The sequence below is a fragment of the Microbacterium gallinarum genome (assembly GCF_014837165.1).
Classification (GTDB): domain Bacteria; phylum Actinomycetota; class Actinomycetes; order Actinomycetales; family Microbacteriaceae; genus Microbacterium; species Microbacterium gallinarum.
Genome location: NZ_JACSPM010000003.1, coordinates 31,978 through 45,409, shown reverse-complemented (window position 1 = coordinate 45,409; position 13,432 = coordinate 31,978). Strand labels below are relative to the sequence as shown.

The following is a 13,432-nucleotide window of genomic DNA, read 5'->3' as shown; positions in this document are numbered from 1 at the left end:
GTCAGTTCCCCTTCAGAGGAGTGCCGAACCGCGACCCCATCCCGAGCCCGGTGCCCGCCGCCGTGTTCGGCGCCGCGAGCTTCGGATCGGGCTGGTGCCACTCCCCCGCATGCAGCGCCCACGCTTCGGCGTCGAGGTCGCGGGGGCGCACATGCGCGCCCTCGAGGCTCCTCGGGTCGACGGCGAACGACTTCGCGACGTTGAGTGCGATGACGCCCTCTTCGACGAGGCGGCGCAGGTCCTGGTCGAGGGTGTGCATCCCGACGGACGCCCCTGCCTGCATCGCCGAGTAGAGCTGCGCGACCTGGCCTTCGCGGATCATGTTCGCGACGGCGGGCGTGTTGAGCAGCACCTCTGTCGCGATCGTCCGCCCGTCGGTCTGCGACAGCGGCATGAGCGTCTGGCTGATCACGCCCTGGAGCGTGTCGCCGAGCTGCGTGCGGATCTGCGCCTGCTGGTCGGCGGGGAAGACGTCGACGATGCGGTTGATGCTCTTCGCCGCGCCCTGCGTGTGCAGGGTGGACAGCACCAGGTGTCCCGTCTCCGCGGCCGACAGGGCGGTGCGGATCGACTCGGGGTCGCGCAGCTCGCCGATCAGGATCACGTCGGGGTCCTGACGGAGCACGCGCCGCAGCGCCTCCGAGAACGAGGCGGTGTCGCTGCCGACTTCTCGCTGATGGATGAGCGCGCGCTTGCTCTCGTGGTGGAACTCGATCGGGTCTTCGATCGTGATGATGTGCGCCGGGATCAGCTGGTTGACGATGTCGATCATCGCGGTGAGCGTGGTCGACTTGCCCGAGCCCGTCGGCCCTGTGAGCAGCACGAGCCCCCGGGGCTTGAGCGCCAGATCGCGCGCGATCGCCGGAGCGCCGAGCTCTTCGAGCGTGTAGACGCGGTCGGGGATGAAGCGCAGGGCGATCGCGATCGACCCGAGCTGACGGAAGACGTTCACGCGGAAACGGCCGATGCCCGGGCTCGCGAGCGCGAGGTCGACCTCGTAGCGCTCCTCGAACTCCTGCCGCTGCAAGGGCGACATGAAGGTCAATGCGGCGTCTTCGACCCACGACTCGGGCAGCGGATCAGGGTAGCCGGGAATCGGCGCGAGGTCACCGTCCACGCGCATGAGCGGCGGCTGCTCGGCGGTGATGTGCACGTCCGACGCGCGGTGGCGCGCGGCGCGGGCGAGCATGGCGTCCATGTCGAGGTTGATCATGGCGGTCACCCTTCCGAGTCGACGAACGTCAAGGCGCTGACCTGCACATCGACGGCGGTGCCCGTCTGGGTCGTGGTCGCGGTGATGCTGCTGAGGAGGCGCGGACCGTTCCGCAGCGCGTCGAGGAACGCGGTGGCCTGCGCCATGTCGTCGGCGGTGACGAGGATCGTGAAGTCGACCTGCTGACGACCGCTGAGCACGGCGTCGGGGTCGACCGCCGCGGCGTCCGCAGCCGTGGCGTCCGCGGCCGCACCGTCTGCAGCCTCGACGACATCGCCGTCGGTCGCCGAGCCTTCGGCCGGGTCGGCGGCGGCAGGCTCCGCAGCGGTCGCCTCCCCCACCGCGGTGGCCGCGGTGCGCTCGGTGAATGCAACGGTCTCGCCCGCCGTCGCGCTCGAGATCGTCACGCCGGACTGGGCCGCAGCCCGGCCGATGACCTCGAACACGTCGTCGAGCTGGTTCGTCGCCGGGATCTCGGCGCGCAGGCCGGCGACCGACGCATCGATCTCGTCCTGCCTCTCCTGCTCGACCAGGAGGGTATCCACCTGGGTCTGGTACAGGGCGTTGGTCTGCGCCACCGTGGCGGTCTGCGCGTCGACGCCGAGGGCCTGCACCCACATCGGCAGCGCCACGAGCGCGACAGCGACGGCGACGACACCCAGCGAGACCACGAGGCCGATGACGGTGATGAGCTGCTTGGGCATCACTCCCCCTCTCCTGCGACGAAGTCGCCCGAGTAGATGCTCTGGTCGAGCGTGACGTTGAGCAGATATCCGTAGTCGCCCTCTGTGACCGAGCTGGCGGTCACCGACTGGCCGTCCGCATAGCTCACTCCGGGCAGCGCGCGCAGTGCGCGGATCGTTGCGACGATGTCGATCGGCCGCGGGCTCTCGACGGCTACCGTGCCGGTGAGACCCTCCTCGAGCGTCACGTCGTCGCCCTGAGGCGCGCCCCCGCTGACGAAGTCGAACCCGGTCAGCACAGCATCCGCAGGCAGCGCCGAAGCGAGCGAGCGCACGACCGGCTGCCAGGCGAAGTCGGCGGCCATCGCCCTGGCCCGGAAGTCCGTCAGTTCCTGCTCCGCCGCGAGCGCCTGGCTCACCGCCGTGAGGGCCGACAGCTCGCCGAGCAGCTGAGTCGACGTCGCCTGTTCGGCGGCAAGGCGCTGCTCTGCCGCCCAGCGCAAACCGAAGGCCGCGGCGATGATGAGCAGCGCGACGACGATGGCGCCGAGCACTCCCCACATCCAGCCGCGCATGACGGCATCCCGTTCGCGCCGGAGCGTCTCCGATCGCGGCATGAGGTTGACACGCGGAACTCCGCTGATTGCGGGCGTGAGCGTGGTCATCAGCGCACCTCCCCGAGAGCGATGCCGATCGTCGACACGAGATTGAGGGTCAGATCACCGGTCGGCTGCACCGCGCGCACACCGACGACCTCCTCGACCGATACAGAGCGGAGCGGCGCATCGATGGCGGCGGTGAGCGCCGGCATGACCCCGGCCACCGACACGCCGGCTCCCGTGACGAACACCTGATCGATCGGGACCGCACCCGGCCGGCTGGCGAAGAACGCGACGGTGCTGCGCACGCGGGCGGCGAGATCGTTCACCACGGGCGGGACGGACGAGCCGGCACGCAGCGAGCTGCGCACTCGTGTCGTCGGCACGAGCTGCAGCGAGGACTCGAGTTCGGCCACCGCATCGACCGGCAGGGGCGCCTGTCGCTGCGAGGCCGCGGTCGGCATGTCGAGTGGGAGGATGCGTACGAACAGCGGCACTCCCCCTCGTGCCACCACGACCTGCGTGGTGTGATCGCCGACGAAGACGGTGGCGACCGTTTCCGTCACCGGCGCCAGTCGCGCCGTCGCCCTCGCGAGACCGAAGGCCGTGAGGTCGACGCTGCGAGCGCGCAGCTTCACCTTGTCGAGCGTGCCGATGATCTGCTCGATCGTCTCCGACACTGCGGCGACCAGCAGGCCGCTCACCTGGTCGTCATGCTGTGACAGCGGGAAGAAGTCGAGCACAGCCTGACTGGCCGGCACCGGCAGCAGATCCTGCACCTGGTAGGGCAGCGCCTCGCGCAGCAGGTCGGGCCGCATGGCCTGCGTGGTGTACTCGCGCACCAGGATGCGGCGGCTGGCCACGCCGAGCACGACGTCACGGCTCTTGAAGCGGGCCCCCGCCCACAGCTGTCGCAGGGCGACGGCGATGGTGCCCGCGTCGAGCACCTCGGAGTCCTTGGCCGCGTCGGGCGGCAGGGGCACCTCGCCGCAGGCGATCAGCTGCGGTGTGCGAGACACCGTGATCTCCGCGGCGCGGACGCTCTCCTCCGTGAGTTCCAATCCGACGATCGTTTTCCCCATGAACGATCTTCCTTTCTAGGTGCCCGAGTAGAGGCTGGTGTAGGCGTGGCCGAGCGCCTCGCCGGCGAAGACGCCAGTCCAGGCGCCGATGAGCATGAAGGGCCCGAACGGGATGGCGGTCTTGCGACCCGCGCGGTGGGTGACGATGAGCCCCAGCCCCACCACCCCGCCGACCAGGAATGCCGCGAACGCGCCGACGGCAAGAGCTCCCCAGCCGACCCAGCCCAGATAGAGCCCCACGACCCCGGCGAGCTTCACGTCGCCGCCGCCCATGCCACCGGGACGCACGAGCCGAAGCACGAAGTAGAAGAGGTACAGCGCGATCATTCCGACGACCGCGCGAAGGAGCGCCTCCCCGTCGCCGCCGAGCGCGGCCGCGCCGGTGAAGAGCACGAGCCCGACGACGTAGCTCGGCAACACGATGGCGTTCGGCAGCCGGTGCGTGTCGAGGTCGATGAGCGTCAGCGCGATGCTGATCGCCACGAAGTACAGGTACGCCGCGGTGACGAGCCCCAGAGCCCAGGATTCGCGAGCGGATGCCGCGGCCGTCGTGGCCAGAATCGACCAGGTCACCACGGCGAAGGCGACTGCGGTGAACGCCTCCACCAGCGGGTAGCGGGCGGAGATGGCCGCGCGGCACGACGCGCACCGCCCTCGCAGGGCGAGCCATCCCAGCACGGGCACGTTGTGCCCGGGTGCGATGGCGCTGTCGCAGTGCGGGCAGCGACTCTCGCGCGTGAGCGGGATGCCGGCGGGCACGCGGTAGACGACGACGTTCAGGAATGACCCGATCGCGAGACCGAAGACCCCCGCGAAGAGGACGAGCAGGATCTCCAGCGGCGTCATGTCAGAGCTCCGTCTGGTACAGGAGCGAGCCGATGCGCTGCACGAGGGTGCCCGTGGCCACGCCACCGCTGCCCTTGATCTTGCAGCCGAGCTGGTCGAACGCCGGGCTCCAGCTCATGGGCTGGCACGTGTAAGCGGTCTGGATGTTGCCGGTCGACTTCAGCTTGGTGCTGTCGTTCGTGTACAGCTGCCCGCTGAAGGACGAATTGACATTGCCGGTGAGTCCGCACGGCGAGTACACCATGATCCGCACGTCGCCGGTGTGCGTCCCGCTCACATCGAACCCGTCCGGCTTCATGCCGGCACCGTTGCCGCCGTTGCCGCAGTCGGGCGCGGGCTCGCCGTTGCGATAGGCGGTCGACTCGTCGGAGTGGATGAAGAGCAGCTGCCGGGTGCCGGACGCGGAGGTCAGCGTTCCGCTCAGGTTGACGTTCATGGTCGCGCCGGGCTTCACGATGAAGACCGCGTCTCGGGCAAGGTTGACGTTTCCGAGTGCGATGTCGACCGAGCTCTGGCCGGGGCCTGTCGAGCATCCGGTGAAATCGAAGACGATCTTGCTGCCGGCGGTCTGCAGCAAGGTGGTGAGGCTCGGGTTCGCGTTGTTCTTCAGCACGTTGCAGGTGCCCGAGTACGACGTGCCGAAGCCCGACGCGTTGCTCAGGTCGATCCACTTCGTCGCCGCCTTCAGCCAGTCGAGCGTGGGTTCGAAGGTGGGCGTGAAACCCGGGACCGTCTGCACATTCGGGGTGCCGGTGCCGCTGACGGTCCAGTTCGAGCCGACGGTGATGGTGTTGCGACTCGTGACGTTGCCGCCGACCGTCGCGGCGTCGTTCCCCTGATTGCTCAGAGTGACCTGGCCGATCGCGTTGATGTCCTTGCCCACCGACGTCGCGCCGTTCGAGCTGAGGCTCACATAGCTGTTCGACGTGATCGAGCCGGTGATCTTCGCAGCGCTGCTGCCGTTCTTGACGTACCCGTCCGACCACACATCTCCTTCGACGACGCAGCTGCTGCTGAGGTCGACGTCGCCGGTGAGCACATAGAGGTCACCTGTGAGCGTGGCGGCGTTGTTGCAGTGGAAGCTTCCGTCGCGCAGCACGAGGTCGCCGGTGTAGTGCGAGAGGCCGGCCTGGAATCCACCGGAGAAGTACGTGACGACTCCGCCCGGCTGCTGCGAGTACGTGACCTGCCACGGGTAGACCGAGTCGATCGTCGAGGTGGAGCCGTCGGTGCCGGTTCCCGTCGATCGGATGACGATGAAGCGTGTGCTCGACGTCGGGCAGCCCGGAGTCAGCCCGACAGCCGACGAAGGCTGATTGCCCGACGTCGTGTAGATGGTGCTGGTGTACTGCGGGTCGGTGCCCGAGAAGCTGGTGCCCGTGCAACCGGCCGCGATGGCGGCGACGGCGACGTCGCGTCCTGATTCCGCTGCGACGAAGGACTGCGTCTGGCTGCGATTGTGCGCGTTCGCCTGGATGGTGAACAGGACGGATGCCGCCACCACCGACGCGACGATGAAGCCCACGAGCATCACGACGACCACCGTGATGAGCACAGCGCCCTCGTCGTCGCGGCGCGTGCGACGGAAGATTCGATCGATCACCAGCATGGCGAAGTCACCCCCGTGGAGGTCGAGCGGGTCGACACTTCTCCGGCGAACCGCACCGGCGCGGACTCGGTCTCGATGTCGAAGGTGTAAGTGACGGTCGTGCCGTCCTGTGCGAAGAACGGCGTCAGCCCGTTCTGCTTCACGCCCGAGTTCCACAGAGTCCATGACGCCGGGTCGAGCGGCAGTACTCCGGGCGCCTGCGCGAGACGCGCGGTGCCGGGAGCGAGGTAGAACGCCTGGCACTGCTGGGCGCCGGTAAGCGACGTGCGCACACGGAGCTCGTTCTCGTTCGTCACTTCGAACGCCAGGGCGTTGCGCATCGCGCGTTCGATCGTCGACCCCATCGACTGCCCTCGGTTCGTCGCCTCGCTGACGCTCGTGACGTCCTTCTGGGTGTTCCAGGAGTTGATGAGGATCATGGTGGTCGCGATCAGGATGGTGCTGGCGAGCAGCACGTAGACGATGAGCTCGATGAGCGAGATGCCGGCGTCGTCACGAGCGTCGTCGAGAGTCATGGGACGTAGATGACGGCGGTCGTGGTGGCGAGCGTGGTTCCCGAGGTGTCCACGGCGGTGAGTGAGATCTTCACGGTCTTCGACACAGCCGGACACGTGCCGACGGAGCCGGAGGTCGTGATCGTTTGGCCGGCCCCGTCCGTCACGCTGTTCGTGCTGGCGACCGCGGACAGAGTGGTGCACGTGGGCGTCTCGCGCGCTTCCTCGACGAGTGCGTTGAGTTCGCGTGTCGCGGTGGCGACCGCGGACTGCTGAGCTGAGTACCCAAGGCCGTGCAGCAACGCTGGGAGCAGTGCAACCGCGACCAGCGCTAGGAGGAAAGTGGCAATCATCACTTCAACGACGCTGAATCCCGCATCCGACGCGGCAGCCGAGTTTCGATCCATGGAGTCCTCCGAGGCATTGGCTGAGAGGTTGGGGGTCGGCGACCCGACCCCCAAACCGGGTGCTGCTAGGACCCGCAGCCCGGGCCGGCGTAGGCGGTCTTGGTGCTCACGACCGCCTTCACGCAGACGTTCTCAATGGTGGTAGGCGTCTCGGCCGCACCCGCCGTGGAGTTGTTGACAGTGGACACAGAAGTCGCTTCACCCCCGACCAGGTTGCTGACGTCGACGGTCTTGTTCTGCGCCAACTGCGCGGCCACCTGGGTTGCGCCGTTGGCAGCGACCGACGATGCAGCGTTGGTTCGAGCCTGGTCCGAAATATTCAGGAAGATCGGGATCGCGATCGCGGCGAGGATGCCGAGGATCACGACGACGATGATGAGCTCGATCAGCGAGAAGCCGCCGTCCTCGCCCCGCTCCTCGCGCTGCTTGCGAAGGGCGTCCATGTAGTTCTTGATTGATGCACGCATGTGCGCTGTCTCCCCTGTAAGTGGTGATTGAAGACAGCCCTGATGAACCGCGCGACAAGAGCACGGATGTCACCGCACCGACGAGCGGCACAGCGAGACCACGCGGCAGCGTGGCCGATCGAAAACCCCAGTTTCGTGTAAAACCCCAGTTTTGCGTCCCAGCACTTCATCAGAGCCGGGTCTGGAACGCACGCACCGGAATGCGTGAATCCCCTCCCAACCAAGAGCATGGGATAGCCCCGTCACCCTTGTCAACGCGCGCTGCCTCAGCGTCGACTCAGGAACGCCTCAGGCATGCGCTTTCCTATTGACTCTGCTCAAGATCCCCGGGAGTTATCGGGAACCGCACGAGCTCGCGGAGCGAGGAGGGAGTCGCTGAGGCACAGCACAGCGACCGAGCTCAGCCGTCCAGCACGTCGAGGCGCACGAGCACCGGGCCGCCGTCGACCAAGCCCTCGGCATCCCGCACCGCCTTCTTCAGCGGCAGCACGTACGAGCCGCTCTGCGACGACGGGAAGATCGACGTCGACCACTCCGAGCCGCCGACGCGCGCACGCACCCGCACCGAGCCGAAGCCGCGGTAGGGCCGCGGGATCTCGCGGATGTCTTCGCTCAGCTCGGGCGGCACGGCCGTGAAGAACCAGGCCGAGTCGTCGCGGGCGTCCCACCGGAAGATCTCGCCCTCGAACTCGATGATCATGCTCCGAGGCTACTCACCACCGCCGACGCGGTCCGACCCCGTCGCCGGTCCCCCGCTGCCGGCGAAGTACAGCCAGACGATGGGCACGATCGAGCCGACCGCGACCATCGACAGGAACGGCAGGACGAGCTGCGGCAGGAACGAGCAGGGGAACGCCAGCACGAGTGCCGTGGTGACGAAGCCCGGCGCCGCCACCATCGTGCACCAGGCGCCTGATCCCATGATCAGCCAGCCGATCGCGGCCACCATCGCCAGCGCCAGGGCGCCGATCATCAGCACCATCGCGTCGTTGACCACGCACACCTGCGGCTGCATCTCGACCGGACGCAGCCGGTAGATGCCCCACCACAGCAGCAGCAAGGCACCGAGCACGCCGACGGTCCAGATCAGCGCGAAGAGCACCCGTCCCCACAGTCGCGGGTGCTCTCTACCCGAACGCCGCGACCCCGCCATGGCGATCGACGAGCCGCTGCAGGCAGTTCGACCAGCCCTCGATGTGGTTGTCGCGCTCGTCGGCCGACACGAACCCGGAGTGACGCACGATCACCCGGGTCGAGGCATCCGCGGCTCTCTCGAGCGTGAGCTCGGCGTCGGTCGTGTGGTCCTCACCCTCCCACCGCCACTCCAGCCGCAGCCGCGACGGCGGTTCGGCGGCGAGCACGCGGCCCAGCACGGCGAGGCCGGCGACCTGCGAGCGGACCTCCCACCGCCCGAGCTCGACCGGCTCGACGACGACCTCGGCCTCGAGGCGCGGCGGCCAGTACCACTCGGCCAGCCGCGAGGCATCCGTCAGATCACTCCAGACCTCTTCGACGGATGCCGCCACGAGCGCGCTCTCGATCATCTCGAACATGCCCGTCACCGTAGCGCAGGGCGCCGACGCGGCGGCAGGGCTACTTCTTGAAGCTCACGTCGAAGGTGTGGGTCGTGCCGTCGCTCAACGTCAGCACGAACTGACCGGTCTTCTTCGCCCACGCCTTGTCGGTCTTCCAGACGTAGGTGTAGCGGTCGGCGCTCGCGTCGTAGGTGAGCCCGCTGCGTCCGGCGGTCACGGCGTCGAGCAGCTCGCCGGCCGGGTTGGCGTCCGTTCCCTCGATCACGAACTTCGCCGACGTCACGACCTCGAGTCCCTGGTCGCCGCCGAGCGAGAACGACACCGGGATGGCCTGACCCGCCTTGGCGACGTTCGGCTCCGCCATCGACACCGGGGCGAAGAAGCCGTCGAAGTCGAAGGTGTCGGGGAAGCCCAGGGCGAAGGGCGAGAAGCTCGTCGTGGCGCCGCACACCCTGCCCGGCTCACGGGTCGTCGTGATGTTGAACCACCGGCCCTGCGCGCTGTCGTAGTGGTGGAGCCACGGCGGATCGCCGGGCAGATTCGCCGTGCTGTAGGTGAAGCACACCTCCACCGGCTCGGTGAAGGTCGCCGTCGTGGAGATGTGGAAGTAGAGCGGGATGCCGCCCCCCACGAGCTGGAAGCCGTCGGGCGCCGGACCGGTGCCGGTGACGGTCACGGTCGTCGTTCCACCCGACGCGGTGGCGGGGTAGGTGATGCTCGCGGAAGTGGATCCGAGTGGGATGTCGGCGGTGTCCGCCCCCGGCTGGGTCTCTGCCGACTCTGCGTTCGGCGGCTCCGTCACCAGGAAGTCGCCATAGCTTCCCGCCGGCCAGTACCGCTCGGCCGAGTCGCCGATGACGAGCTGATAGGTGCCGTAGGGCAGCGATGCGGGCAGCGTGAAGTCCGCGGTGAGGGTGCCGTCTGCCGCGACGATGTCGGTGCCGACGTGCGTCGCATTGACCGGCAGACCGCCGCCGAGCAGGAAGAAGTAGAAGTAGTCCAGATTCGGCGCGATCCACAGCTCGAGCTGTTCCCCGGGAGTGAGTCCGGACGCGGTCGCCGTCGCCGACAGGCCGGGGAAGAGATCAGGCGACCCGCCGCCGCCGTCGACCGACGCGCGTTCGCCGATGAGAGCGGAGATGTCATCGACGACGAGACTCTCGAGGTTCGCGCCGACGAATCGGCCCGGCACGACGAGAGAGTCGAGCGTCGCGACGAGAGGTGTCACGCCGTCGATAGGCGGCTCGCTCAGCTCGAAGATGCGCATCGTGTGGCCGGTCCACATCGGCAAGGCCATGGACCACACGTTTCCCTCACCATCGTCGGTCGAGAACGACTCGCCGGGATCGAGGCTGAGCCAGAAGGTGTCGATGAAACCGCCCACCGCTTCTTCGGTGACGCCCCACGTTTCGAGTTCCCAGAGCGGATCGACCACGCCCTGCTCGGTCAGGTCCATCCCCAGACCGAAATGCTTCGTCTCGCCTGAGTCGTTGACGAAGTCGGCGCGGATCAGCGGAAGCGGCTCCTGCAGTTCGGCTCCGCCGAAGGGCGACGTGGTCGACGACATCGCCGTCTGCCAGGTCACCGTGACCTCGTTGACCGACTTCGGATATCCGGCTACGGTCGTCCAGTCGAGTGGCGGATCTTCGGCCATCGCCGGGGCGGCGGTCAGTCCGGCGGTCAGCAGCGCGGCGGCCAGAACGACCGCCGAGGCTGTGCGCGCGCGGGTACGTGAAACGGCCATGTCGGCCCCCTTGCGTTCGGCGCTTCCCCAGCGCTCCGAGCAGCGACCCCAGGTCGCTTGGCGCACATGTTCCACCCGCCAGGTGCGCGTGTCAAGGGTGTCCGCGGTGGGGCCGGGGCACGGAACGCCGGAAAGCGCTCCGCACCGGCATCGACACCGGGGCCGATGCGTCAGCGCCCGAATTCAGGTGCCCAGTCGTCGGTGTCGGGCGTCCACTCGTCGGTGACGCCGGCCGCGGCATCCGCTCTGCTCGTACTCTCTTCACGGCGGCGCCACGATGCGCCTTCGGGCCAGCTCGCGGCGAAGGTCGTCGCAACCTTGAAGATCCGGCGCGAGAGTCCGCCGACCGTCTGCAGCGGACGCGCCGAGACCGGCATGAGCAGTTGCGGGTCGTAGCGCACGCCGTCCGCAGGACGCAGCCGAATCGAGAGGTCGAGGTCGTCGTGGATCGCACCGTTGTCGCGATCGACGCGGTCGCGCATGCGCTCCCAGACGGTCGAGCGCATCGCGAAGTTCGATCCGAAGACGAGCGGCACGCCCAGCCACTTGCGCACCCAGTAGTGGCCACCGCCGATGTACCAGCGCTCGCCGAGATAGTTGGTGAGGGGGCTGCCACCGTAGAACTCCGCGCCGCCGGTGAGCACGCCGAGGCCCGGATCTGACACGAATGCGCGTACGAGCCGGGCGATCCAGTCGGGATGCGGCCGTGAGTCGGCGTCGAGCCGGGCGATGACGTCGGCGTCGGACATCGCCTCGTCGTACCCGCGCGCCGCGGCCGGCCACACCCCCACCCTCTCCTCCTCGACCAGGACCGCGCCGTGCCGCCGTGCGACGTCTGCCGAGTCATCCGTGCTGCCGTTGTCGACGACGATCACGCGGTCGGCCGGATGGGTCTGCTGCTCGAGCGCGGTCAGGCAGGCATCGAGGAAATCGGCATCGTTCCGGCACGGGATGACGACCGTGACACGAGGGACGAGGGGCACACGCACACCATACTCTCGCCCCGCACGACGGCTCGGCGCGGCGCCGAAGTTTCGAGAAATCCTTGCTTCACGTTCCCGCTAGTAGTATATTTGTTCGTGTCGGAAGTGCCCAACCGCTGAAGAAGCGGCCCGATAGCGGCAGATTGGTCAATCGCGCGCAGACGGGAGGCACTGTCATCTTCGAATCTATGGACGATCCGATCGGCGGTCTCGCCGATGCGTTGGCGATGGTGACGGATGTCTGGGCCACCGATCCGCGCGGCACCCACGTCGATGTCGATACTCTCGATCACGCCGAACTTGTGTCCCTCAACAACGCGATCGGTGCACTGCGTCGACGCGTCGAGGCTGTCCACGCGCGGGTGGCGTCCGAGATCGCGCGGCAGTCACGCCCCGAACTCGGCTCCGAGGGGCTCGCCAAGAAGAACGGCTACCGCAGCCCCGCTGTGCTCATCGCCGCCACCACCGGCACCACGGTCGGCGACGCCGCGAGACTCGTCGCCGTCGGCGAAGCCACCGCTCCTCGTCGCACGTTCACGGGAGCGGATGCCCCGGCCCGCCACCCTCACGTCGCCGAGGCCCTCTCTGCCGGGCGCATCGGCATGCCCGCGGCGTCGGTCATCATCTCGATGCTCGACCGGGTGGCGCTGCGCGCCGGCCTCGACGAGCGCGACCAGGCCGAGCGGATGCTCTGCGCGCAAGCCCAAGGGCTCGCCCTCGACCAGGTCGGCAAGCTCGTCGCACGCGCTGAAGCCTGGCTCGACCCCGACGGCCTCGAGCCGCAGGAGCAGCAGCTCCGCGGCGAGCGCAGCCTGCTGATGTTCGAGCGCGGTGGCATGGTGCACCTCAACGCCAAGCTCGACCCCGAGTCGGCTGCGCCGGTCAAGGCCGCCCTCGATGCCATTGTGACGGCCGAGTTCCGCAGCGAGCGTGCGTGCGCCGGTGGCGTCGGCACGGATGAATCGGATGCTGCGCGCGATGGCGATCGGCACGGCACCGGCGATCACCGCTCCGGCGTGGCGGCTGCCTCTGTCGCCTCACCCGCCGATGCCGATACACCGCGTCGCACACTCCCCCAGCGCCAGGCCGACGCCCTCGTGCTCCTCGCGTCGCACCTGCTGGGCTGCGGCTCCGCCGATCAGCCGATCGAGGGTGCGACGGTCATCGTCCGCGTCACTCTCAGCGATCTGCGAGACGGCACGGGCAGCGCAACCATCGACGGCATCGAACGCCCGGTGTCGATCGCCACCGCCCGGCGCATGGCGGCGTCGGGCGGCGTGATCCCGTGGGTTCTCGGCTCCCGAAGCGAGATCCTCGACTGGGGCCGCCGCAGGCGCCTCTTCACCCCCACCCAGCGGCTGGCTCTGGCTGAGCGCGATGGCGGCTGTGCGATGTGCGGTCTGCCGCCCGGCATGACGAAGGCGCATCACATCCGATGGTGGGCGCGGGATGCCGGACCGACCGACCTCGACAACGGCGTCCTGCTCTGCGAGACCTGCCACCATCGCATCCACGACAACGGGTGGGAGATCGAGATCGAGGGTCGCGGGGTCGACGGGCGGGTGTGGTTCATCCCGCCGGCGCACGTCGATCCCGGGCGGGTTCCGAGACTCGGCGGCAAGGCGCGGTTCGGGTGGGCGGCGTAAGCGACGGGCGTGTGGCGGGAGTAGTCGGCAGGCGTCTGGAGGCTGGCGCAGGTGGCAGGCCCGGCGGGCGGCGTAGGCGTCAGGCGTGTGGCGGGGCGGCTCTCACCGGGACTGACGCGACTGT

At 68.5% G+C, this 13,432-nt stretch carries 15 protein-coding genes; 1 reads left to right on the top strand and 14 read right to left on the bottom strand.

The genetic code is table 11. From position 1 onward, the window contains the following. Nucleotide 1: 1 nt before the first annotated feature. The 14 genes from H9622_RS09705 to H9622_RS09640 all read right to left on the bottom strand — a co-directional run bounded on the left by H9622_RS09705 (nucleotide 2) and on the right by H9622_RS09640 (nucleotide 11,662). The gene (locus H9622_RS09705; RefSeq protein WP_191766589.1) at nucleotides 2-1,213 is read right to left on the bottom strand and encodes a type IV pilus twitching motility protein PilT; all 1,212 of its coding nucleotides are present in this window, start codon (nucleotides 1,211-1,213) and stop codon (nucleotides 2-4) included. Nucleotides 1,214-1,218: 5 nt separating this feature from the next. Further along, nucleotides 1,219-1,917, bottom strand: a complete 699-nt coding sequence (locus tag H9622_RS09700; RefSeq protein WP_191766201.1) for a hypothetical protein — start codon at nucleotides 1,915-1,917, stop codon at nucleotides 1,219-1,221. After that, nucleotides 1,917-2,561, bottom strand: coding sequence for a PilN domain-containing protein (locus H9622_RS09695; protein WP_191766200.1), 645 nt, complete (start codon nucleotides 2,559-2,561; stop codon nucleotides 1,917-1,919). Before H9622_RS09695 ends, H9622_RS09700 begins: the two co-directional genes overlap by 1 nt. Then, nucleotides 2,561-3,577, bottom strand: coding sequence for a pilus assembly protein PilM (gene pilM, locus H9622_RS09690; RefSeq protein ID WP_191766199.1), 1,017 nt, complete (start codon nucleotides 3,575-3,577; stop codon nucleotides 2,561-2,563). Before pilM ends, H9622_RS09695 begins: the two co-directional genes overlap by 1 nt. Nucleotides 3,578-3,592: 15 nt before the next feature. Then, nucleotides 3,593-4,423 (bottom strand): prepilin peptidase, encoded by an 831-nt coding sequence (locus H9622_RS09685; RefSeq protein WP_191766198.1) that lies wholly within the window; start codon nucleotides 4,421-4,423, stop codon nucleotides 3,593-3,595. Between the two features lies 1 nt (nucleotide 4,424). Next, the gene (locus H9622_RS09680) at nucleotides 4,425-6,032 is read right to left on the bottom strand and encodes a hypothetical protein (RefSeq protein ID WP_225221947.1); all 1,608 of its coding nucleotides are present in this window, start codon (nucleotides 6,030-6,032) and stop codon (nucleotides 4,425-4,427) included. Beyond that, nucleotides 6,023-6,547, bottom strand: a complete 525-nt coding sequence (locus tag H9622_RS09675; protein WP_191766196.1) for a hypothetical protein — start codon at nucleotides 6,545-6,547, stop codon at nucleotides 6,023-6,025. The genes H9622_RS09680 and H9622_RS09675 overlap by 10 nt, the downstream gene beginning before the upstream one ends. Further along, nucleotides 6,544-6,933, bottom strand: coding sequence for a hypothetical protein (locus H9622_RS09670; RefSeq protein WP_191766195.1), 390 nt, complete (start codon nucleotides 6,931-6,933; stop codon nucleotides 6,544-6,546). The genes H9622_RS09675 and H9622_RS09670 overlap by 4 nt, the downstream gene beginning before the upstream one ends. Nucleotides 6,934-6,998: 65 nt before the next feature. Further along, nucleotides 6,999-7,376, bottom strand: coding sequence for a type IV pilin protein (locus tag H9622_RS16115; protein ID WP_191766194.1), 378 nt, complete (start codon nucleotides 7,374-7,376; stop codon nucleotides 6,999-7,001). Nucleotides 7,377-7,800: 424 nt separating this feature from the next. Then, the gene (locus H9622_RS09660; protein ID WP_191766193.1) at nucleotides 7,801-8,100 is read right to left on the bottom strand and encodes a DUF1905 domain-containing protein; all 300 of its coding nucleotides are present in this window, start codon (nucleotides 8,098-8,100) and stop codon (nucleotides 7,801-7,803) included. Nucleotides 8,101-8,109: 9 nt separating this feature from the next. Continuing rightward, nucleotides 8,110-8,502 (bottom strand): hypothetical protein, encoded by a 393-nt coding sequence (locus tag H9622_RS09655; RefSeq protein WP_191766192.1) that lies wholly within the window; start codon nucleotides 8,500-8,502, stop codon nucleotides 8,110-8,112. 25 nt (nucleotides 8,503-8,527) lie between these two features. After that, entirely contained in the window at nucleotides 8,528-8,953 is a 426-nt protein-coding gene (locus tag H9622_RS09650; RefSeq protein WP_191766191.1) for an SRPBCC family protein, read from the bottom strand. Nucleotides 8,954-8,993: 40 nt separating this feature from the next. Further along, complete coding sequence (locus tag H9622_RS09645) at nucleotides 8,994-10,679, bottom strand: PxKF domain-containing protein (RefSeq protein ID WP_191766190.1); 1,686 nt, start codon at nucleotides 10,677-10,679, stop codon at nucleotides 8,994-8,996. A gap of 170 nt (nucleotides 10,680-10,849) precedes the next feature. Next, nucleotides 10,850-11,662, bottom strand: a complete 813-nt coding sequence (locus tag H9622_RS09640) for a glycosyltransferase (RefSeq protein ID WP_191766189.1) — start codon at nucleotides 11,660-11,662, stop codon at nucleotides 10,850-10,852. Between the two features lie 188 nt (nucleotides 11,663-11,850). Here H9622_RS09640 and H9622_RS09635 point away from each other — a divergent pair, with 188 nt between their 5' ends. Further along, nucleotides 11,851-13,308 carry an HNH endonuclease gene (locus tag H9622_RS09635; protein WP_225221946.1) on the top strand — a complete coding sequence of 486 codons (1,458 nt, stop codon included), beginning with the start codon at nucleotides 11,851-11,853 and terminating at the stop codon, nucleotides 13,306-13,308. Nucleotides 13,309-13,432: the final 124 nt, after the last annotated feature.

Bases quoted from the DNA above. Each gene is read 5' to 3' on its own strand.
- H9622_RS09660 (WP_191766193.1), bottom strand. From the start codon at position 8,100: ATGATCATCGAGTTCGAGGGCGAGATCTTCCGGTGGGACGCCCGCGAC.
- H9622_RS09680 (WP_225221947.1), bottom strand. From the start codon at position 6,032: ATGCTGGTGATCGATCGAATCTTCCGTCGCACGCGCCGCGACGACGAG.
- H9622_RS09705 (WP_191766589.1), bottom strand. From the start codon at position 1,213: ATGATCAACCTCGACATGGACGCCATGCTCGCCCGCGCCGCGCGCCAC.
- H9622_RS09645 (WP_191766190.1), bottom strand. From the start codon at position 10,679: ATGGCCGTTTCACGTACCCGCGCGCGCACAGCCTCGGCGGTCGTTCTG.
- H9622_RS09670 (WP_191766195.1), bottom strand. From the start codon at position 6,933: ATGGATCGAAACTCGGCTGCCGCGTCGGATGCGGGATTCAGCGTCGTT.
- H9622_RS09650 (WP_191766191.1), bottom strand. From the start codon at position 8,953: ATGTTCGAGATGATCGAGAGCGCGCTCGTGGCGGCATCCGTCGAAGAG.
- H9622_RS09675 (WP_191766196.1), bottom strand. From the start codon at position 6,547: ATGACTCTCGACGACGCTCGTGACGACGCCGGCATCTCGCTCATCGAG.
- H9622_RS09700 (WP_191766201.1), bottom strand. From the start codon at position 1,917: ATGCCCAAGCAGCTCATCACCGTCATCGGCCTCGTGGTCTCGCTGGGT.
- H9622_RS09685 (WP_191766198.1), bottom strand. From the start codon at position 4,423: ATGACGCCGCTGGAGATCCTGCTCGTCCTCTTCGCGGGGGTCTTCGGT.
- pilM (WP_191766199.1), bottom strand. From the start codon at position 3,577: ATGGGGAAAACGATCGTCGGATTGGAACTCACGGAGGAGAGCGTCCGC.
- H9622_RS16115 (WP_191766194.1), bottom strand. From the start codon at position 7,376: ATGGACGCCCTTCGCAAGCAGCGCGAGGAGCGGGGCGAGGACGGCGGC.
- H9622_RS09695 (WP_191766200.1), bottom strand. From the start codon at position 2,561: ATGACCACGCTCACGCCCGCAATCAGCGGAGTTCCGCGTGTCAACCTC.
- H9622_RS09635 (WP_225221946.1), top strand. From the start codon at position 11,851: ATGGACGATCCGATCGGCGGTCTCGCCGATGCGTTGGCGATGGTGACG.